The following is a 19,267-nucleotide window of genomic DNA, read 5'->3' as shown; positions in this document are numbered from 1 at the left end:
GCGGCGTGGGGCGTTGCGCTCGGTGCCGCGTCAGTTGCCGTTGGAGGCGACGTTGTAGGTGCGCAGCGCGTTGATCCGGCTCAGCATGTCGCTGGTGTAGCTCAGGAACTGCTGGCGCGCGCGCCCGGTCAGCGCCGGCGATTCCATCAGCGTGATCGTCAGCGGATTCTGCGGCACGTCGTTGTGGCGGAACTCGTAGTGCAGGTGCGGTCCGGTGGCCCAGCCGGTCGAGCCGACATAGCCGATCAGCTGCCCCTGCATCACGCGCTGGCCTTGCTGGATGCCGGCAAAGCGCGACAGGTGCGCGTAGTAGGTCGAGTAGCCGTTGTGGTGCTTGATGACGATGATGTTGCCGTAGCCGTTCTGCTGGCCGACGAAGTCGACTTCGCCGTCGCCGGTGGCGAACACCTTGGTGCCGGTCGGCGCCGCGAAGTCCACACCCTTGTGCTGCAGCCACTGGTGATGCAGCGGATGGTCCCGGCCGCCGAAGCCCGACGACATCCGCGAGAACTCGACCGGCGAGCGCAGGAACGGCCGCTTCATGCTGCGTCCGTCGAAGGTGTAGTAGGCGCCGTTCTTGCCGTCCGGCGCGTACCACAGCGCCTGGTGCAGCTGGTTGCGGTTGATCAGTTCGATCGCGACCACGCGGCCGTTGCGCACGAAGGCGCCGTCGCGATAGCCCGATTCGTAGACGATGCGGAAGCGGTCGCCCTTGACGATGTCGTGGTGGAAGTCGATCACGCCCGAAAAGATCGAGATCATCTGATCGACGACCTCGTCCGGCACGTTGGCCGCGTCCATTGCCTTGAAGAAGCCGCCCGTGCCGATCGTGCCCGAGCCCATTTCGTAGTGCAGCTCGTTCTTGACGACCTCGATGCGGGCCTTGTAGTCCGGATCGGCCAGGTCGCCGGCGCGCTCGATCACCAGCTGGCGCGAGATCGACACGTCGCCGCCCAGGTTGGCCTGCAGCGACACCAGCAGATTGCTCTGGTCGACTTCCGCCTGCACGATCTGGCCCGGTTCGAGCTTGAACAGGCCGCGCGCGGTCGGGTTCTTGTGGATGAAGGCCTGGGCGTCGGGGTCGTCCACGCCAAGCCGCTTCAGTAGCGTGGCGATGGTGTCGCCGCGCTGCATGCGCTCCTGGCGGACGAAGGTGACGCTGGTATCGGTCAGGCGCTCGAGCTGGTCGCGCAGGTCGGGCAAGCGCATGCCCTGGACCACGCGCGGCGCATCGGGGTCGTCGTAGGCGGTGCGGGGCGCCACGCCCATGGCGGCGGCCATGCCGAGCGTAAAGACGGTCGCGACCGACGCCGTCAATTGCTTGCGGCGGCGCGCATGCAGCGCATGGGTCGGATCGACGAGCACCACGAGCTCACGCGCGAAAACTTCGCGGAGTCTGGACCACATCACGTAAAATTCTGCCTTGGTTCGGGCTCCGCTGCCGCGACGATCTGTGCGTGTCTGCCTTCCTCCCCCGAGGTGCGGCGCGGGCTGTCTTTCGTTTGCCGCCTACAATGGCGGTTGGCCGGCGGGAGGGCTCCCGGCTGGCCGAATCGGCGGATTATACCAAAAACTTCCCCGGTGTCCGCCCGAATGTTCAAGTATTTCAACGACTTAAGTCATGACCGACGTATCCTCCGGCGCCGCGACCTCCTACCCCCTGACACCGTCCGTGATGCACGCGCTGGAAGTGTCCAGGCGCGGCTGCGACGAACTGCTGATCGAATCCGAATGGCTGCAGAAGCTGGCGCGCAGCGAAGCGACCGGCGTGCCGTTGCGGATCAAGCTGGGCCTGGATCCGACCGCGCCGGACATCCACATCGGGCACACGGTGGTGCTCAACAAGATGCGCCAGCTGCAGGACCTCGGCCATCACGTGATCTTCCTGATCGGCGACTTCACTTCGACCATCGGCGACCCGTCCGGCCGCAACAGCACCCGGCCGCCACTGACGCGCGAACAGATCGAAGCCAACGCGCAGACCTATTACCGCCAGGCCAGCCTGGTGCTGGACCCGTCCAGGACCGAGATCCGCTACAACAGCGAGTGGTGCGACCCATTGGGCGCGCGCGGCATGATCCAGCTCGCCGCCAAGTACACCGTCGCCCGGATGATGGAGCGTGACGACTTCACCAAACGCTACCGGTCTGGGATTCCGATTTCGGTCCATGAGTTCCTCTACCCGCTGATGCAGGGCTACGACTCAGTTGCATTGAAGTCCGATCTGGAGCTCGGCGGTACCGACCAGAAGTTCAATCTGCTGGTCGGCCGCGAGTTGCAGAAGGAGTACGGCCAGGAGCCGCAGTGCATCCTGACGATGCCGCTGCTGGTCGGGCTGGACGGCGTCGAGAAGATGTCCAAGTCCAAGGGCAACTACGTCGGCGTCACCGAGCCGCCCAGCGAGATGTTCGGCAAGCTGATGAGTATCTCGGACGACCTGATGTGGCGCTACTACGAATTGCTGTCGTTCCGCCCCATGTCCGAGATCGACCTGATGAAGCAGGAAGTGGCGCTCGGCCGCAATCCGCGCGACTGCAAGGTGATGCTGGCGCAGGAGATCGTCACGCGCTTCCACAGCGCCGCCGACGCCGACAAGGCGCTGGAGGACTTCAATCACCGTGCCCGCGGCGGCGTGCCCGACGATATCCCCGAGGTCAGCCTGTCCGGCGCGCCCATGGGCATCGCGCAGCTGCTCAAGCAGGCCAACCTGGCGCCGTCGACGTCCGAGGCCAACCGCAATGTCGAGCAGGGCGGGGTGCGCATCGACGGCACCCAGATCAGCGACAAGGCGCTGAAGGTCGAGGCCGGCACCTATGTGGTCCAGGTCGGCAAGCGCCGTTTCGCGCGCGTGACGCTGTCCTGAGGCCGGGCCGATGATCGCGTTGATCCAGCGCGTGGCGCGCGCCAGCGTCACGGTCGATGGCCGTGTCACCGGCGAGATCGGTGCCGGCCTGCTGGCGCTGGTCTGCGCCGAACGGGGCGACACCGAGGGCGAGGCCGAGCGGCTGCTGGCCAAGCTGCTTGGCTACCGCGTCTTTTCGGACGCGGCCGGCAAGATGAACCTGCCGGTGCGCGACATCGACGGCCAGGGCACGCCCGGCGGCCTGCTGGTGGTGTCGCAGTTCACGCTGGCCGCCGATACCAACAGCGGCACGCGGCCCAGCTTCACGCCGGCGGCTTCGCCGGAAGATGGCCGCCGCCTGTACGAGCATTTCGTCGCCCGCGCGCGCGCCGCCCACCCCGTGGTGCAGACCGGGGAGTTCGGCGCGATGATGCAGGTCAGCCTGGTCAACGACGGCCCGGTCACATTCTGGCTGCGCGTGCCGCCGCCGTCCGCCCCGTCATCCACGCCGCCGCGCGCGGCCAACCTCTGAGCGCAAGGAGACAAGCATGAGACTCTGGAGCAACGCCTTTGCCGACATGGCGCCGATTCCCGGCGAGTTCGCCTTTGCCGTGCCGGACGCCGCCAACCACATCACGCTGTCCAGCAACCGCAATCCCGACCTGCATTGGGACGGCGCGCCGTCCGGCACGCGCTCGTTCGTGCTGATCTGCCACGATCGCGACGTGCCCAGCCGCGGCGACGACGTCAACCAGCAGGGCCGCGAGGTGCCGGCCAGCCTGCCGCGCGTGGACTTCTTCCATTGGGTGCTGGTCGACATTCCGCCGGGACTGACGACGATCTCGGCCGGCTCGCACAGCGACGGCGTGATCGCGCGCGGCAAGCCCGGTCCGGAGGCGACCGGCGGTACCGCGGCCGCGGGCGGCCTGCGCCACGGCGTCAACGACTACACCAACTGGTTCGCCGGCGACAAGGACATGGCGGGCGACTACTACGGCTACGATGGCCCGTGCCCGCCGTGGAACGATGCGATCGTGCACCACTACGTGTTCACGATCTATGCGCTCGATCTGGACCGCCTGCCGCTCGAAGGCCGTTTCACCGGCGCGCAGGTGCGCGAGGCGATCGCGGGCCACGTGCTCGACCAGGCCAGCCTGACCGGCACCTATACCCTGAATCCGAAACTGGCGGCGCAGCAGTCGGCCGGCTGACGCCGCCGCGGCCGCCACATCAAAAGCAAGCGCAAGAACAGCGCGCTCCCGGCGCGCGCGAAGGAAACGGCATGACGTTCACGCCCGGGCCGCAGTCGCTGCTGGCCATCACCCACCTGATCGTGATCCGACACGGCGAAACGGCCTGGAACCGCGAACGGCGGCTGCAGGGGCAGCTCGATATCCCGCTGAACGATACCGGCCAGGCGCAGGCACGCGCGCTGGCCGGCTCGCTGGCGGGCGAACCGATCGACGCGATCTACTCGAGCGACCTGTCGCGCGCGATGCAGACCGCGGCGCCGCTGTCGGAGGCCGTGGGCGTGCCGGTACAGCCGGAGCCGCGACTGCGCGAGCGCTGCTACGGCACGCTCGAGGGCATGACCTACGCCGAGGTCGCGCAGCAGCGGCCGGAGGACTTCGCCCGCTGGCAGGCCCGCGTGCCGGACTACGCCCCGCCGCAGGGCGAGTCGCTGCGCGACTTCCACGAGCGCGCCGTCGAGGTCGTGCTGGCGCTGGTGCGCCGACATCCGGGCGAGCGCATCGCGCTGGTGGCGCACGGCGGCGTGCTCGACTGCCTGTATCGCGAGGCCACCGGCATGACGCTGGAAGCGCCGCGCGAGCATGAGCTGCTCAATGCCAGCGTCAATCGTCTGCGCAGCGACAGCCACCGGCTGACCGTCGCGCAATGGGCGGACGTCAGCCACCTGGCGACGCTGACGCTGGACGAAGTCGACCGCCGCGTGCCCTGATCCTTTTCTTCTTGGCTGTCGTCCCCGCGAAGGCGGGGACCCAGCGGCTGTGCGCGCGACGGCAACCGCGCAACCACGCAACCGCGCAACCGCGCTATACCCGCAACCGGAACGGCGTGAAATTGGTGTCGCGGTCGTACCAGTCCTCGTCCTCGGCACGCTTGAGGAAGCCGACGACGCGATAGGTGACCGGCGTCATCACGACCTCCCAGCCGGTCTTCAGCACGTACTGCGCGACCGCGACCTGCACCACCTTCTCCAGCGGCCAGATGCCGTAGAACGCGATCACGTAGAACAGCGACGAGTCGACCAGCTCGCCGGCCAGCGTCGAGCCGATCGTGCGGGTCCACAGCCAGCGGCCGCGCGTCCACAGCTTCATCTTCGCGAGCACGTAGCTGTTGGTGAAGCTGCCGCAGCAGAAGGCGATCAGCGAACCGAGCGCGATGCGCCAGGTATTGCCGAACACATCCTCGAGGCTCTTCTGATAGTCGGCCATGAACGGCGCCACCGGCATCGACAGCACCACCAGGCTCATGAAGGTGGCGAAGGCCAGCGCCGCAAAGCCCGCCCACACCACGCGGCGGTCGCGGCCGTAGCCGTAGACCTCGGTCAGCACGTCGCCGAAGATGTACGAGACCGGGAAGAACAGCACGCCGGCGCCGAAGGTCACCGGTCCGATCCAGGGCAGCGTGACCTGCGCCGCCTTGGCCGCGCCGATCAGGTTCGAGCAAAGCAGCACGGTGACGAAGGCCACCATCACCAGATCGTAGTAGCGGTAGACGCGGCCGGTATGCGGCGCGGCGCGGGTTGTGGTCATGGTGTTCCCTGGTTTTTTGCTGGCGATTATGCCAGCAGCGGTCCGGGCGGGCGCGGCATGCAGGCGTGGAGGAGCAGGTGTATCGTTGCGCCATCCCTCGGCCGCTACGTCAAGCCACACGACACCACACCACACCACACGGAGCCAACCGCCATGACCTGGTCCTCCAATCAATACCTGCAATTCGAAGACGAGAGAACGCGTCCGGCGCGCGAGCTGCTTGCCGCGGTGCCGACGCAGACCGTCCGCAGCGCCATCGACCTGGGCTGCGGTCCCGGCAATTCGACCGAGGCGCTGGCCGCGCGTTATCCCGACGCGCAGGTCGTCGGCCTCGACAGCTCGCAGGACATGATCGACGCCGCCCGCAAGCGGCTGCCGCAGTTCCGCTTCGAGCTGGGCGATATCAGCGCCTGGGACGATCCGGGGCCGTACGATCTGGTGCTCGCCAACGCCGCGCTGCAATGGGTGCCCGACCACGAGGCGCTGTTCCCGTCGCTGGCGCAACGCCTGGCGCCGAACGGCAGCCTGGCCGTGCAGATGCCCGACAACCTCGACCAGCCGACCCACCGGCTGATGCGAGAAGTTGCGGCGGACGGACCCTGGGCGCAGGCGCTGTCTCAGGCGGCCGCCGCGCGCACCACGTTGCCGCCGGCGCGCTGGTACTACGATCTGCTGCGGCCGCACTGCGCGCGCGTCGACATCTGGCGCACGACCTATCACCACACGCTGGCAGGCGCGCCGGCGGTGGTCGAATGGCTGAAGGGAACGGGGCTGCGGCCTTTCCTCGAGCCGCTCGATGCCGAGCAGCGCGAGGCCTTCCTCGCGCGCTACACGGACGCAATCGCGCAGGCCTATCCGGCGCAGGCCGATGGGGTGGTGCTGCTGCCGTTTCCGCGGCTGTTCATCGTGGCGACGCGATGATGCCGCGGCGTCAGTCCTTCGCCGAGGAATCGGCGGAATCGTTGGTCGAGCGCTTGTTGGTCGAGTCGGCCGATGCGGCGCCGGCCAGCGCAGCCGCGCAGTAGGCGGCAATCGCATCGAGCACGCTGTCGGCCTCGCCGACCGCCGCCGCGCAGCGGATCGTGACGCCCGGCAGCCGCGCGCGGCAATCGTCCAGCAGCGCCGGCAGGTCGCGGCGCAGATGGCCGCCCTGGCCGAAAAACACCGGCACCACGAGGATGTCGCCGACGTTCTGCGCGGCCAGCTGCGCCAGCGTGCCGGGCAGGTCGGGCGTCATCAGTTCGAGAAAGGCCAGCCGCACCGCGCAATCGGGCAGCATCGCGCTCAGCCGCGCGTGCAGCCGGTCGAACGGCTCGCGCCAGCGCGCATCGCGCGCGCCGTGGGCGAACAGCACCAGCGCCTGACGGGCCGGCTTGTCGCTGGGCTGGTCGGCGCGCGAGACCATCGCTCAGTGCCGGTCGACCCAGCGCAGTGCCGTCAGCGCGACCAGCAGGTACAGCGTGCCCGGCAGCAGCGCCGACACGATCGGCGGCCAGGTATGCAGCAGGCCCACGTGCGAGAACAGCGTGTTGGACAGGTGGAACGACAGCCCCAGCATGATGCCGCCGAACACCTTGATGCCGACCGCGCCGGCGCGCGCGTGCAGATAGGCGAATGGCAGCGCCAGCGCCATCATCACGAACAGCGTCAGCGGATAGACCACCTTCTTCCAGAACGCGATCTCGTAGCGCTGGGTGTCCTGCTTGTTGTCGCGCAGGTGGCGGATATAGCGGAACAGGTCCAGCGTCGACATGCGCTCCGGCGTGACCAGCAGCACCGACAGGATCTGCGGGGTCAGTTCCGAATGCATCGTCATGTCGGGAAAGCTCTTGCGCTCGGCGCGGAACGCCGGGGCCAGGCCGTCGCGCTGCGCGCCGGCCGGCGGCGGCGCTTCGGCAAAGCGCGTCTCGGTAACCTTCGACAGCTGCCACGACTGGTCGCCGTGGTAGCGCCCTTCCTCGGCGACGCGGATCACGCTGAGGCGGTAGTCGGCGTCGAATTCGTAGATCGTCACGCCGTTGATGGTCTGGTCGGGCTTCAGGCCCGCCACGTTGACGAAGCGGGTCAGCTCGCCCCCGGTGGCCGGATCCTTGCCGCGGTCCTTGACCCAGACGCCCGAGCGGAAGCCCGACGAAACCGTCGCGCCCAGCGAATCGAGCTTGACCTTCTGCGCGTACTGCTCGGTCTTCGGGCCGATGAACTCGCCGAACAGGAACGTCGCGATCGCCAGTGGAATCGCCAGCTTGAACAGCGAGAACAGCGCCTGCCGCGTGTTGAGGCCCGCCACGCGGAAGATCGTGTATTCGGACTGGCTGGCCAGCTGCGAGAACACATAGATCGCGCTGATCAGCGCCGCGATCGGCAGCACCTCGTAGATCCGCGTCGGCGCCTGCAGCACGACGTGGAAGAAGGCGACCAGCGAGGTGTAGCCCGCGGTCACGTTCTCCAGCTCGTTGAGCATGTCGAAGAACACGAACAGCGCCAGCACCGCGAACAGGATGAACGCGAAGACGCCGTAGATCAGCCGGCCGAAGTAGCGCTCGTAGACGTGCAGCACCCTCATGCCAGGTCTCCCCGCGGGGTGCGGCGGCGCAGCCCGAACACCGCGCGCCAGCCGCCGAGGCTGTAGCGCTGGCGATAGCGGAACAGCATCACCGCGCCGAGGAAGGCCAGCAGGTGGAACGGCCACCAGGCGAGCCCGAACGGCAGCGAGCCGGAACGGACCCAGGCCTGCGACAGGTTGATCAGGTTGCTGTAGGTCAGGTAGATCAGCACGGCGAACACCAGCGGCGTATAGCGGCCCAGACGCGGGTTCACATAGGCCAGCGGGATCGCGATCAGCACGAAGTTGAAGGCGAGGATCGGCAGCGACAGCCGCCAGATCAGCTCGCCCAGGTTCTCGTTGGTCGGGTTGCGCAGCAGTTCGATCGTGTCGCGGCTCTTGACCGGCAGGTTGGCGTCGCTCTCGGGCGGCTTGCTGTCGACCTTGACCGCATAGCGGTCGAACTCGACGATGCGGTAGTCCAGCTTGCCCGGGGTGCCGGCATAGCGGCGGCCGTCCTCCATCACCACCAGCCGGTCGCCATTCGGCATGGTCTCGAACTGGCCCTGATGGGCCAGCGCGACGCCGACCTTGCCGGCCTCGGCGTTGGCGACGAAGACGTTGCGCGCATGGCGCATATCGCCGTCGATGCTCTCGATGAACAGCACGTAGTTGCCGTTGGCCGGTTCGATGAAGCGGCCCGCCGCGATCATCGACAGCACGCCGCGCTGCTGGAAGCGGTCCCGGAACAGCGCGCTCTGCTGGTTGGCCCAGGGCCAGGCGAAGGCGCCGAGGAACAGCGCCAGCAGCACGAAGGGCGCGGCGAACTGCAGCACGGGTTTGATGAAGTCGCGCAGCGACAGGCCGGCCGAGAACCAGACCACCATCTCGGAGTCCTTGTACCAGCGCGTCAGCACGATCAGCGTGGAGATGAACAACGTCGCGCACAGCAGGATCGCCAGGTAGCCGAGCGCGGCCAGGCCGATCAGCATCAGCACGTCGTTGGGGCTGGCGCGGCCGGTGGCGGCCATGCCGAGAATACGGATCACGAGCGAGGTCAGCATGAAGGTCAGCATGACCAGGAACACCGCGCCGGCGGTGTAGGCGAGCTCGCGTCGCAAGGCTTGTTGAAAAATCATGCGATGTCGGTTCCGGGCTGCCGGCCAGCGCGGCGGCGGCGCACGCCGGCGGCTGACGAAGGGTACGGCGTCAGCGCTGCAGGCCAGCGGCGGCCAGTCGCTGCGGAAGTGACTGCCAAAAGTTCGCGAAGCAAAATCGCGGATAATGGAGGCTTTCGTTCTAAACGAGCCCCTGGAAGGAAGCGCGATGGAATTTAGCACAAAAGCCCTTGATTTGAGCAAAGCGGGCCAGAATGGTTTCCTGGCGACCAAGACCGATTGCCTGGTGGTCGGCGTGTTCGAGGGCCAGAGCCTGGACGGCGTCGCCAAGGCGCTGGACGCCGCGACCAAGGGCCTGGTGGCTAGATTGATCAAGCTCGGCGACTTCGAGGGCAAGCGCAATTCGCAACTGGTGCTGCACGAGGTCGCCGGCATCGGCGCCGCCCGCGTGCTGCTGGTCGGCCTGGGCAAGGAGGCGGAGTTCGGTGACAAGGCCTTCGCCGATGCGGTGCGGACCGCATTGCGTGCGTTGAGCGGCACGCGTGCGGCCAACGTGCTGTGGTGCCTCGCCCAGCCGGCTCCGCGCGCGGCAGGGCCCGGCGCCGAGGGCGCGACCCGCGATATCGGCTGGCGCGTGATCACCACCGTCACGCTGATCCGCGAGGCCGGCTACCGGCTGCTGGAGCGCCATCCCGAGCTCAAGCGCAACGGCGCCAAGAACAACGACAAGGCCCTCGGCCTGCGCAAGGTCGTGCTGGCGGTCGATGCGGCCGAAGCCAAGGCCGCCAACCAGGCCGTGGTGCGCGGCGTGGCGATCGCCAACGGCATGGAGCTGACGAAGGACCTGGGCAACCTGCCTTCCAATATCTGCACGCCGACCTATCTGGCCGACACCGCGCGTTCGATCGCACGCCGCTTCAAGCTGAAGGTCGAGGTGCTGGGCCGCAAGCAGATCGAGGCGCTGAAGATGGGCGCGTTCCTCGCGGTCACCAAGGGCACGGCCGAGCCGCCGCAGTTCATCGTGCTGCGCTACGACGGCGGCGGCGCGCGCCAGGCGCCGGTGGTGCTGGTGGGCAAGGGCATCACCTTCGATACCGGCGGCATCTCGCTGAAGCCGGGCGAGGGCATGGACGAGATGAAGTACGACATGTGCGGCGCCGCCTCGGTGCTCGGCACGCTGCAGGCCGTGGCCGAGATGGGCCTGAAGCTCAACGTCATCGCCGTGGTGCCGACCTGCGAGAACATGCCGAGCGGCACCGCCACCAAGCCGGGCGATGTGGTGACCAGCATGTCCGGCCAGACCATCGAGATCCTGAACACCGATGCCGAGGGCCGGCTGATCCTGTGCGACGCGCTGACCTATGTCGAGCGCTTCAAGCCGGCTGCGGTGATCGATGTCGCCACGCTGACCGGCGCCTGCATCATCGCGCTCGGTCACGTCAACAGCGGCCTGTACGCGCGCAGCGACGCGCTGGCCGACCAGCTGGTGCAGGCCGGCCGCAAGGCGATGGACGGCGCCTGGCGGATGCCGCTGGACGACGAGTATCAGGACCAGCTCAAGTCCAACTTCGCCGACATGGCGAACATCGGCGGGCGTCCGGCCGGCAGCGTGACCGCGGCCTGCTTCCTGGCGCGCTTTGCCGACAAGTACGACTGGGCCCACCTCGATATCGCGGGCACCGCATGGAAGAGCGGCGCGGCGAAGGGCGCCACCGGCCGCCCGGTGCCGCTGCTGACGCAATTCCTGATGGACCGCGCCGGCTGATCCCCGACCCATGACGCGCATCGACTTCCACAGCAACGTGCCGGACAAGCTCGGCTATGTCTGCCGGCTGATCCGCAAGGCCTACGGGGCCGGGCAGAAGATCGTCGTGCATGCCGAGCCGGCGGTGCTGGCGCGGCTCGATGCGCAGCTGTGGACCTTCTCGGCGCTGGACTTCCTGCCGCACTGCGGGCTCGACAGCCCGCACGCGGCGGAAACGCCGATCGTGCTGGCGGCCGCGCTCGACGCGGTGCCGCACCACGAACTGCTGATCAACCTGGATACGAAGATCCCGCTGCAGTTCGCCAGCTTCGAACGGATGATCGAAGTGGTCGGCGGCGACGCCGACGATCGCGCGGCAGGCCGCGAGCGCTATCGCCAATATCGCGAGCGGGGCTATCCGCTGGCGCACCACGACATCGGCCAACGCCAGCAGGGCGGCGACGCCGGCGCGTAGCGTCGCCGCGGGCGCCGCGTCCGCGGCCAACTCGCGTCGCTCCAACGACCTCCTCCGATCGCCCTGATCAATCGCTTCCTATAGTCGACACCGCCAGTTAACTTCGCGGCATTTCAGGCAAGCACCGTAGCCAATAGGCTGGCAACTTACGACATCGGCTCTCGCCGTGTCCCGTTGTTCCTCCTTCAGCCTCTCAGGTCCTCTTGCCAAATGCTCGACTACTCCGCTCGCCAGCCGCGGCCGCGTGCGCCGCGCCACTCAGGCCGAAATTCCGCCGACCGTCCCGTCGACCGCCATGCCGGGCATGCCGGCCGCTATCCACTGTACGGTCCCCTGCGCCATCCCACCGGCCATTCCCGCATTCCGTCCACGTATGACGGCCTCGATCGCAATCTGCCGTGGCGCTTGCCCGGGCCCACTTGCCTCGACGTATGCGAGCCAGGCGACGAGCCGAATGGCGACACGCTGCGTCCGCCGGCCCATCATCACGACGCCTCTTACAAGCTGCTGTTCGCTTTCCGCGAGGTCGTCCGCGACCTGATCCGCGACTTCATCTCGGATCCGTGGCTGCAGACAGCCGACTTCGACTCCATGGAAATGGTGCCGACCCACCACGTGTCGGACGGCCTGCGGGTGGGCATCAACGATGTGGTCTGGCGGCTGCGCGTGCCCGGACAGCAGCAGCCGGTCCATTTGCTGATCGAATTCCAGAGCAGTCACGATCCGCACATGGCCGCACGCATGCTGGCCTACGTCGGCATGTTCTATCGCGATGTCAGCCGGCGATGCCGCGGCAAGCAATGGCACCAATATCCGCTGGTGTTTCCGATCGTGTTCTACAACGGTACCGCGCGATGGCGGAAGCCGACGGACATCGCGGAGATGATTCCGCCGGTACCAGGGCGCGTCGGCGCGCACCAGCCGAGGCTGCAGTACTGCCTGATCGACCGTACGACCTATACCGATTCGGAACTGGCGACGCAGCGCAATCTCGTCGCCGTGCTGATGCGGCTCGAACAGGCAAGGACGGTCGAAGCCGTGTTCGCGCCGTTGCGGCTGGCCAGGGAACTGGCGCAAGGCAATGCCGCGCTCGACACGGCGCTGACCGCATGGGTCGCGGCGCGAGCCGCCAACTTCAGCGCCGCCGCGCTGGATCTCAACGAAGTTCGCAACCTGATGGAGCTGGATATGGAATTGTCGGCAGGCTATGGAAAGTGGGCGCGCCGCTTGGAGCGCGATATCACGCGGAAGGTCAAGGCCAAAGTGAAAGCCGAGCTATTGATCACGCTGCTCGACCATCGCTTCGGTCCCTTGGCCGAGGACATCACCGCCAAGGTGCTTTCCGCCCCGGTGGAACAGATCGAGGATTGGACCCGTCGCGTGCTATACGCGCAGCGCCTCGATGAGGTTTTCCTCTGCTAGCCTGCGAGCCGCCCGGCGTGGGCATGGGCCGCGGTCCATTTTGTACGCCGGCCCTTCGCTAGCGAATCAGCGTAGATTTGCCGAACAGGCTTTCGAGGAAATCGACCATCACCCTGGCGGTCTGATTGCGGACGTCGCACGCCGGATTCAGCTCGAGCACGTCGAGCGATCCCAGTCGGCCGGTGTCCGCAATCATTTCCATGCACAGTTGCGTCTCGCGATAGGTGGGTCCACCCATCACCGTCGTGCCGACGCCCGGCGCGATGCTGCAGTCGAGGAAGTCCACGTCGAAGCTGACGTGCACGTGGGTGTTGTCGTCGATGCCGGCGAGCGCGTTCTGCATCGTATGCCGCATGCCGTTTTCGTCGATATAGCGCATGTCGAAGACGGCCAGGTTCAGCTCCCGCAGCCGCCGTTTCTCCTCGGCGTCGACGCTGCGGATGCCAACTTGCCGGATATGCTCGGGCTTGACGGCCGGCACCGTGCCGCTGAGCGAAATCAATGGCGCGGGACCATCGCCGCACAGGCATGCGACGGGCATACCGTGGATGTTGCCGGTGGGACTGGTCGAACCGGTATTGGCGTCGGCGTGCGCGTCCAGCCAAAGCACCAGCAGCTTCTTGCCGGTGTCGCGGCAATGGCGTGCGGCCGCGCTGATCGAGCCGATCGCCAGGCAATGGTCGCCGCCGAGCAGCAGCGGGAAGCGCCCGTCCTGCAGGCAGCCGTAGCAGGCATCGAACACGCCGCGGTTCCACGCGACCACTTCGTCGAGATGCCGCATGCCATCGATCGGTTGATGCCAGGGATTGGCCGGGCCGGACAGGTTGCCGCCATCGACGACGTCGAGCCCATTGCGCAGCAGCGCGCCGGCGATATCGGCGACGCGCATCGCCTCCGGTCCCATCGACGCGCCCCGCGTGCTGGCGCCGACATCGGTAGGCGCGCCAATCAACATCACTGTCGTCATGATCCCTCCTTGCGGTTTCGAAGGCCGCCGGGGGCCGCGCATTGCTCGCGGCCGCCGATCACCGGGCCATGATACCGCCCGCCGGCGGAATCAGCCCGGCATCGCCTGCGGGTCGTATTGGGCCGCGAACTCGGGGGAGGGCGGAATCGGCTTGATGATGTCGATCAGCACGCCGTTGGGGTCGGCGGTGATGAAATGCCGTTGGCCGAAGGGCTCATCCCGAAGCGCCAGCCGGATCGGCAGGCCGGCCTGCTGGAGCTGGACGTACAACGTGTCGACGTCCTCGACCTCGAAGTTCAGGATCGTCCCGGCCACCGGCGCGCGGCTGCCCGCCGGGATGGTCTCGTGCCGGTAGTCAAGCACCGCCAGGTTGACGCCGGCATCGTCGGCCGACTGCAGATGCCAGTACCAGTCGCTGGAGAACAACGCCTTGAAACCGAAATGCGTCTGGTAGAAGGCGGCGGTGGCGGCCACATCGGCGGTCTGGATGACGGGGTAGAAGCTGGTGATCTTCATGACGGACTCCATTTCGGTGTGGCCGCGTCGGCAAATTGTGGGGTTGCGGCCGGATTGGATTAACATGCAGTCTGTATCTTTTCTGTCGTTATAACATACAGGCTGCATGTATGCAAAGAACAATGCCACGGACCAATCGTGAACGCACCGAGGCGACGCGGGGCGCCTTGCTGGCCGCCGCGCGCGCGCTGTTCATCGACAAGGGATATGCCGATACCTCGACCCCGGAGATCGTCGCCGCGGCCGGCATCACCCGCGGCGCGCTGTATCACCACTTCGACGACAAGCGCGCGCTGTTTCGCGCGGTGCTGGAAGAGGAGGCGAGGGCGGTGGCCGACGAGATCGAGCGCGCCGCGCCGGCCACGCGCTCGCCCCGCAAGGCGCTGATCGCCGGCAGCGAGGCCTATCTCGATGCGATGTCCGTGGCCGGACGCACGCGGCTGTTGCTGCTCGATGGTCCGGCGGTGCTGGGGGCCGGCGAGAGCCTGGCCCTGGATCAGGCCCACGCCGGCCGCACGTTGCGCGAGGGTCTGGCGGCGGCGCTGGGCCCGCGCATCGCGCCGCCGCTGACGGTGGACGCGCTGGCCACGCTGCTGTCGGCGGCCTTCGACCGTGCCGCGCTGGCGATCGACGCCGGGGACGACCCGGCCGCCATCCGCGCGGCGATGGTCAGGCTGATCGAGCGGACGGTATCCGGCGGCTGAAGCCTGCCGCTGCGCCGATCCTCGATGAATCAAAAAAAAGCCGCCCCGTAGGGCGGCCTTGCGGCGCGTCAGCTCCGGCTCAGTCGTCCAGCAGCGACAGGTCGCGCACCGCGCCCTTGTCGGCCGACATCACCAGCTTGGCGTAAGCCTTCAGGGCCGCGGAGACCTTGCGGGGACGCGGCTTGGCCGGCTTCCAGCCCTTGGCGTCCTGCTCCTCGCGGCGGCGTGCCAGTTCCTCGTCCGACAGCAGCACGTCGATCCTGCGATTCGGGATGTCGATGCGGATCCGATCGCCGTCGCGCACCAGTCCGATCGCGCCGCCGGCCGCCGCCTCCGGCGAGCAGTGGCCGATCGACAGGCCCGAGGTGCCGCCCGAGAAGCGGCCGTCGGTCAGCAGCGCGCAGGCCTTGCCCAGGCCCTTGGACTTGATGTAGCTGGTCGGATACAGCATCTCCTGCATGCCAGGCCCGCCTTTCGGGCCTTCATAGCGGACGATGACCACGTCGCCGGCCTTGACCTTGTCGTTCAGGATGTTCTCGACCGCCTCGTCCTGCGATTCGGTGACGTGGGCCGTGCCTTCGAATACCAGGATGCTCTCGTCGACGCCGGCGGTCTTGACCACGCAGCCGTCGACCGCGATATTGCCGGTCAGCACCGCCAGCCCGCCTTCCTTCGAGAACGCATGCTCGTACGAGCGGATGCAGCCCTCGGCCCGGTCCAGATCCAGGCTCGGCCAGCGCGTGTTCTGGCTGAATGCCACCTGGGTCGGAATGCCGGCCGGTCCTGCCAGATAGAAGTTGCGGACCGCCTCGTCGCGGGTGCGGACGATATCCCATTGCTCGAGCGCGTCCTTCAGCGTCGGCGCATGCACGGTCGGCACGTCGGTATGCAGCTTGCCGGCGCGCTCGAGTTCGCCCAGGATGGCCATGATGCCGCCGGCGCGGTGCACATCCTCGATGTGGTACTTGTTGGTGTTGGGCGCGACCTTGCACAGCTGCGGCACGACCCGCGACAGACGGTCGATGTCGGCCATCGTGAAGTCGATCTCCGCTTCCCGTGCGATCGCCAGCAGATGCAGGATGGTGTTGGTCGAGCCGCCCATCGCGATGTCCAGCGTCATCGCGTTTTCGAAGGCCTTGAAGCCGACCGAGCGCGGCAGCACGCGCGCGTCGTCCTGCTCGTAGTACTGGCGGGCCAGTTCCACGATGCGGCGGCCGGCACGCTTGAACAGCTGCTCGCGGTCGGCATGGGTCGCCACCACCGTGCCATTGCCCGGCAGCGACAGGCCCAGCGCCTCGGTCAGGCAGTTCATCGAGTTGGCGGTGAACATGCCCGAGCAGGAGCCGCAGGTCGGGCAGGCCGAGCGTTCGACCTCGGCCACGTCGGCGTCGGAGTAGGACGGGTCGGCCGCGATCACCATCGCATCGACCAGGTCCAGTTTCTTCAATTCGATCGCTTTGGTGACCGGGTTGGCCAGGCGCGTCTTGCCGGCTTCCATCGGACCGCCCGAGACGAAGATCACCGGGATGTTCAACCGCATCGCGGCCATCAGCATGCCGGGGGTGATCTTGTCGCAGTTCGAGATGCAGACCATCGCGTCCGCGCAGTGCGCGTTGACCATGTACTCGACCGAGTCGGCGATGATGTCGCGGCTGGGCAGCGAGTACAGCATGCCGTCGTGGCCCATCGCGATGCCGTCATCGACCGCGATGGTGTTGAATTCCTTGGCGACGCCGCCCGCGGCCTCGATCTCGCGCGCGACCAGCTGGCCCAGGTCCTTCAGGTGCACGTGCCCGGGCACGAATTGGGTGAACGAATTGACCACCGCGATGATCGGCTTGGAGAAGTCCTCGTCTTTCATGCCGGTCGCGCGCCACAGCGAGCGCGCGCCTGCCATGTTGCGGCCGGCGGTGGAGGTCTTGGAACGGTATGTGGGCATCGTGATGGCTGCGGTAATGAAATGGCGTGAAAACGCCGCGGCGCTAGCCGCAAAAAAGAAGCCCGCGGGCGCGCAGGCTTCGGATCGGATGGAATCGGACCGGTCGGGCCGATCAGGCGGGCCAGGCGGTGCTTGCCACCGCCCGCCGCCCGGGTTCAGTCGGTGACGGCCCCCTTGCTGGCCGTCGATGCCAGCCTGGAAAACTTGGCCAGCACGCCGCGCGTATAGCGCGGCGCCGGCTGCTTCCAGGCGGCGCGGCGGCGCGCCAGTTCGTCGTCGCTGACGTTCAGCTGCAGCAGCAGCCGGTGCGCATCGATCGTGATCGAGTCGCCTTCCTGGACCAGCGCGATGGTGCCGCCGACAAACGCTTCCGGTGCGACGTGGCCGACCACCATGCCCCAGGTACCGCCCGAGAAGCGGCCGTCGGTGATGAAGCCGACCGATTCGCCGAGCCCCTTGCCGATGATGGCGGAGGTCGGCGCCAGCATCTCCGGCATGCCGGGGCCGCCCTTCGGGCCCAGGTAGCGCAGCACCAGCACGTCTCCCGCCTGGATCCTGTCGGCCAGGATGGCATCCATCGCGCTCTGCTCGTCGTCGAACACGCGCGCCGGGCCGGTAATCACCGGGTTCTTCAGGCCGGTGATCTTGGCCACCGCGCCTTCCTCGGCGAGATTGCCCTTCAGGATGGCCAGATGGCCTTCCTTGTACAGGGCCTTGTCGATCGGCAGGATCACGTCCTGGTCGGCGCGCGGCTGGTCGGGCACGTGCTCCAGTTCCTCGGCCAGCGTGCGGCCGGTGATCGTCAGGCAGTCGCCGTGCAGCAGGCCGGCGTTCAGCAGGATCTTCATCACCTGCGGAATGCCGCCGGCGCGATGCAGGTCGGTGGCGACATACTGGCCCGACGGCTTCAGATTGCAGATCACCGGCACCTTGCGGCGGATCCGCTCGAAATCGTCGATGGTCCATTCGACCTCGGCCGCATGCGCGATCGCCAGGTAGTGCAGCACCGCGTTGGTCGAGCCGCCGGTCGCCATGATCAGGCTGACCGCGTTCTCGATCGACTGGCGCGTGATGATGTCGCGCGGCTTGATGTCCTGCTTGATCGCCTCGACCAGCACGCGCGCCGATTCCGCGGCGCTGTCGACCTTCTCCTGATCCGGGTTGGCCATCGTCGACGAATACAGCAGCGACATGCCGAGCGCCTCGAACGACGAGCTCATCGTGTTGGCCGTATACATGCCGCCGCACGAGCCGGTCGACGGGCAGGCGTTCCTCTCGACGCCCTCGAAGTCCTCCTGGCTCATCCGGCCCGCGGTGAACTCGCCGACGGCCTCGAACGAGGACACGATGGTCAGGTCCTTGCCCTTCCAGTTGCCCGGCTTGATGGTGCCGCCGTAGACGTAGATGCCCGGCACATTGGTGCGCGCCAGCGCGATCATGCCGCCGGGCATGTTCTTGTCGCAGCCGCCGATGACGACCACGCCGTCCATCCACTGGCCCTGCGCCGCGGTCTCGATGCAGTCGGCGATGACCTCGCGCGAGATCAGCGAGTACTTCATGCCCTCGGTGCCCATCGACATGCCGTCGGAGATCGTTGGCGTGCCGAAGATCTGCGGGTTGGCCCCGGAGGCCTTGATCGCGTCGACCGCGGCGTCGGCCAGGCGCTGCAGGCCGGCGTTGCAGGGCGTGATGGTCGAGTGGCCGTTGGCGATGCCGACCATCGGCTTGTCGAAGTCTTCCTTCTGATAGCCCAGCGCGTAATACATCGAGCGGTTGGGCGAGCGCGCCACGCCTTGCGTGATGTTCTGCGAGCGTCGGTTGTAGGCCATGGGGATCTCCGGGGGATGGAATGCGTCGCGCCCGCGGGCGCTGCCTTTGTTGTGGCCGACAGCATGCCGCTTGCCTTTTTGTGTGTCAAATATATTATTCGTGCCTTATTGAGTCGTTTTACCTATCAAGCGCGGGGCTCGTCGCCGCGCCGGGAGTCCGCGTGGATCTGCGCCAGCTGCGCTATTTCGTTACCGTTGCCGAGGAATTGCACTTCGGCCGCGCCGCCGCGCGCCTGGCCATGACGCAGCCGCCGCTGTCGCAGCAGATCCAGGCGCTGGAGGAAGAGATCGGCGTGCAGCTGTTCGTACGGACGCGCCGCTCGGTCGCGCTGACGCCGGCCGGGCAGCAGTGGCTGCCCGAAGTGCGGCGGGTGCTGGCCGACGCGGCGGGC

The 19,267-nt window shown here is 67.4% G+C and carries 19 protein-coding genes; 10 read left to right on the top strand and 9 right to left on the bottom strand.

The annotated features are described in order from the left end of the window. Positions 1-30 precede the first annotated feature (30 nt). Positions 31-1,407, bottom strand: a complete 1,377-nt coding sequence (locus tag B551_RS15315) for a M23 family metallopeptidase (RefSeq protein WP_006576923.1) — start codon at positions 1,405-1,407, stop codon at positions 31-33. A 214-nt stretch (positions 1,408-1,621) separates the two neighbouring features. Here B551_RS15315 and tyrS point away from each other — a divergent pair, with 214 nt between their 5' ends. The 4 genes from tyrS to B551_RS15295 all read left to right on the top strand — a co-directional run bounded on the left by tyrS (position 1,622) and on the right by B551_RS15295 (position 4,802). Beyond that, a complete protein-coding gene (gene tyrS / locus B551_RS15310) occupies positions 1,622-2,863 on the top strand; it encodes a tyrosine--tRNA ligase (RefSeq protein ID WP_006576922.1) in 1,242 nt (413 codons plus the stop codon). A 10-nt stretch (positions 2,864-2,873) separates the two neighbouring features. After that, positions 2,874-3,374, top strand: coding sequence for a D-aminoacyl-tRNA deacylase (dtd, locus tag B551_RS15305; protein ID WP_006576921.1), 501 nt, complete (start codon positions 2,874-2,876; stop codon positions 3,372-3,374). Between the two features lie 16 nt (positions 3,375-3,390). Next, positions 3,391-4,053: a YbhB/YbcL family Raf kinase inhibitor-like protein gene (locus tag B551_RS15300; protein WP_006576920.1), complete on the top strand. Its 663-nt coding sequence runs from the start codon at positions 3,391-3,393 to the stop codon at positions 4,051-4,053. A 71-nt stretch (positions 4,054-4,124) separates the two neighbouring features. After that, positions 4,125-4,802: a histidine phosphatase family protein gene (locus B551_RS15295; RefSeq protein ID WP_006576919.1), complete on the top strand. Its 678-nt coding sequence runs from the start codon at positions 4,125-4,127 to the stop codon at positions 4,800-4,802. A gap of 94 nt (positions 4,803-4,896) precedes the next feature. Here the strand turns inward: B551_RS15295 and B551_RS15290 are convergent, their stop codons facing one another. Beyond that, positions 4,897-5,619: a queuosine precursor transporter gene (locus B551_RS15290; protein ID WP_006576918.1), complete on the bottom strand. Its 723-nt coding sequence runs from the start codon at positions 5,617-5,619 to the stop codon at positions 4,897-4,899. Between the two features lie 153 nt (positions 5,620-5,772). Here B551_RS15290 and tam point away from each other — a divergent pair, with 153 nt between their 5' ends. Next, positions 5,773-6,540 carry a trans-aconitate 2-methyltransferase gene (gene tam, locus B551_RS15285; RefSeq protein ID WP_006576917.1) on the top strand — a complete coding sequence of 256 codons (768 nt, stop codon included), beginning with the start codon at positions 5,773-5,775 and terminating at the stop codon, positions 6,538-6,540. Positions 6,541-6,550: 10 nt separating this feature from the next. On the opposite strand, the gene B551_RS15280 is transcribed toward tam, so the two are convergent. The 3 genes from B551_RS15280 to lptF are packed head-to-tail and all read right to left on the bottom strand — an operon-like array spanning position 6,551 to position 9,300. Next, positions 6,551-7,024: a sirohydrochlorin chelatase gene (locus tag B551_RS15280; RefSeq protein ID WP_006576916.1), complete on the bottom strand. Its 474-nt coding sequence runs from the start codon at positions 7,022-7,024 to the stop codon at positions 6,551-6,553. 3 nt (positions 7,025-7,027) lie between these two features. Further along, complete coding sequence (lptG, locus tag B551_RS15275; RefSeq protein ID WP_006576915.1) at positions 7,028-8,182, bottom strand: LPS export ABC transporter permease LptG; 1,155 nt, start codon at positions 8,180-8,182, stop codon at positions 7,028-7,030. Next, positions 8,179-9,300: an LPS export ABC transporter permease LptF gene (lptF, locus tag B551_RS15270; RefSeq protein WP_006576914.1), complete on the bottom strand. Its 1,122-nt coding sequence runs from the start codon at positions 9,298-9,300 to the stop codon at positions 8,179-8,181. The genes lptG and lptF overlap by 4 nt, the downstream gene beginning before the upstream one ends. 187 nt (positions 9,301-9,487) lie before the next feature. Between lptF and B551_RS15265 the strand changes: the two genes are divergently transcribed. The 3 genes from B551_RS15265 (at position 9,488) to B551_RS15255 (ending at position 12,920) form a co-directional block, all read left to right on the top strand. After that, complete coding sequence (locus B551_RS15265; protein WP_023264455.1) at positions 9,488-11,044, top strand: leucyl aminopeptidase; 1,557 nt, start codon at positions 9,488-9,490, stop codon at positions 11,042-11,044. Between the two features lie 10 nt (positions 11,045-11,054). Continuing rightward, the gene (locus B551_RS15260) at positions 11,055-11,498 is read left to right on the top strand and encodes a DNA polymerase III subunit chi (protein WP_006576912.1); all 444 of its coding nucleotides are present in this window, start codon (positions 11,055-11,057) and stop codon (positions 11,496-11,498) included. Between the two features lie 174 nt (positions 11,499-11,672). Then, positions 11,673-12,920, top strand: coding sequence for an Rpn family recombination-promoting nuclease/putative transposase (locus tag B551_RS15255; RefSeq protein ID WP_157071996.1), 1,248 nt, complete (start codon positions 11,673-11,675; stop codon positions 12,918-12,920). A 58-nt stretch (positions 12,921-12,978) separates the two neighbouring features. Here the strand turns inward: B551_RS15255 and rocF are convergent, their stop codons facing one another. Continuing rightward, complete coding sequence (gene rocF, locus B551_RS15250; RefSeq protein WP_043440029.1) at positions 12,979-13,887, bottom strand: arginase; 909 nt, start codon at positions 13,885-13,887, stop codon at positions 12,979-12,981. A 90-nt stretch (positions 13,888-13,977) separates the two neighbouring features. Further along, positions 13,978-14,403 carry a VOC family protein gene (locus B551_RS15245; RefSeq protein ID WP_043440026.1) on the bottom strand — a complete coding sequence of 142 codons (426 nt, stop codon included), beginning with the start codon at positions 14,401-14,403 and terminating at the stop codon, positions 13,978-13,980. Between the two features lie 122 nt (positions 14,404-14,525). On the opposite strand from B551_RS15245, the gene B551_RS15240 reads away from it, so the two are divergent. Then, positions 14,526-15,107, top strand: coding sequence for a TetR/AcrR family transcriptional regulator (locus B551_RS15240; protein ID WP_216599700.1), 582 nt, complete (start codon positions 14,526-14,528; stop codon positions 15,105-15,107). 79 nt (positions 15,108-15,186) lie between these two features. On the opposite strand, the gene ilvD (B551_RS15235) is transcribed toward B551_RS15240, so the two are convergent. After that, positions 15,187-17,046: a dihydroxy-acid dehydratase gene (ilvD, locus tag B551_RS15235; protein ID WP_023264452.1), complete on the bottom strand. Its 1,860-nt coding sequence runs from the start codon at positions 17,044-17,046 to the stop codon at positions 15,187-15,189. Positions 17,047-17,201: 155 nt separating this feature from the next. Next, positions 17,202-18,875, bottom strand: coding sequence for a dihydroxy-acid dehydratase (gene ilvD / locus B551_RS15230; RefSeq protein WP_006578834.1), 1,674 nt, complete (start codon positions 18,873-18,875; stop codon positions 17,202-17,204). A 161-nt stretch (positions 18,876-19,036) separates the two neighbouring features. On the opposite strand from ilvD (B551_RS15230), the gene B551_RS15225 reads away from it, so the two are divergent. Beyond that, positions 19,037-19,267, top strand: a 231-nt coding sequence (locus tag B551_RS15225; protein WP_043440024.1) for a LysR family transcriptional regulator, incomplete at its 3' end; no start/stop codon positions are given.

It is taken from the genome of Cupriavidus sp. HPC(L), from assembly GCF_000307735.3.
Lineage (GTDB): Bacteria > Pseudomonadota > Gammaproteobacteria > Burkholderiales > Burkholderiaceae > Cupriavidus.
Note: the sequence above shows the minus strand (reverse complement) of the source record. Positions and strands in the feature narration are given on the sequence as shown.

What these genes read in the sequence shown, in the direction of transcription:
- lptG (WP_006576915.1), bottom strand. Translation starts at nt 8,182, where the DNA reads ATGAGGGTGCTGCACGTCTACGAGCGCTACTTCGGCCGGCTGATCTAC.
- B551_RS15260 (WP_006576912.1), top strand. Translation starts at nt 11,055, where the DNA reads ATGACGCGCATCGACTTCCACAGCAACGTGCCGGACAAGCTCGGCTAT.
- B551_RS15245 (WP_043440026.1), bottom strand. Translation starts at nt 14,403, where the DNA reads ATGAAGATCACCAGCTTCTACCCCGTCATCCAGACCGCCGATGTGGCC.
- tyrS (WP_006576922.1), top strand. Translation starts at nt 1,622, where the DNA reads ATGACCGACGTATCCTCCGGCGCCGCGACCTCCTACCCCCTGACACCG.
- B551_RS15315 (WP_006576923.1), bottom strand. Translation starts at nt 1,407, where the DNA reads ATGTGGTCCAGACTCCGCGAAGTTTTCGCGCGTGAGCTCGTGGTGCTC.
- B551_RS15265 (WP_023264455.1), top strand. Translation starts at nt 9,488, where the DNA reads ATGGAATTTAGCACAAAAGCCCTTGATTTGAGCAAAGCGGGCCAGAAT.
- tam (WP_006576917.1), top strand. Translation starts at nt 5,773, where the DNA reads ATGACCTGGTCCTCCAATCAATACCTGCAATTCGAAGACGAGAGAACG.
- lptF (WP_006576914.1), bottom strand. Translation starts at nt 9,300, where the DNA reads ATGATTTTTCAACAAGCCTTGCGACGCGAGCTCGCCTACACCGCCGGC.
- dtd (WP_006576921.1), top strand. Translation starts at nt 2,874, where the DNA reads ATGATCGCGTTGATCCAGCGCGTGGCGCGCGCCAGCGTCACGGTCGAT.
- rocF (WP_043440029.1), bottom strand. Translation starts at nt 13,887, where the DNA reads ATGACGACAGTGATGTTGATTGGCGCGCCTACCGATGTCGGCGCCAGC.
- B551_RS15280 (WP_006576916.1), bottom strand. Translation starts at nt 7,024, where the DNA reads ATGGTCTCGCGCGCCGACCAGCCCAGCGACAAGCCGGCCCGTCAGGCG.
- ilvD (WP_006578834.1), bottom strand. Translation starts at nt 18,875, where the DNA reads ATGGCCTACAACCGACGCTCGCAGAACATCACGCAAGGCGTGGCGCGC.
- B551_RS15240 (WP_216599700.1), top strand. Translation starts at nt 14,526, where the DNA reads ATGCCACGGACCAATCGTGAACGCACCGAGGCGACGCGGGGCGCCTTG.
- B551_RS15295 (WP_006576919.1), top strand. Translation starts at nt 4,125, where the DNA reads ATGACGTTCACGCCCGGGCCGCAGTCGCTGCTGGCCATCACCCACCTG.
- B551_RS15290 (WP_006576918.1), bottom strand. Translation starts at nt 5,619, where the DNA reads ATGACCACAACCCGCGCCGCGCCGCATACCGGCCGCGTCTACCGCTAC.
- B551_RS15300 (WP_006576920.1), top strand. Translation starts at nt 3,391, where the DNA reads ATGAGACTCTGGAGCAACGCCTTTGCCGACATGGCGCCGATTCCCGGC.
- ilvD (WP_023264452.1), bottom strand. Translation starts at nt 17,046, where the DNA reads ATGCCCACATACCGTTCCAAGACCTCCACCGCCGGCCGCAACATGGCA.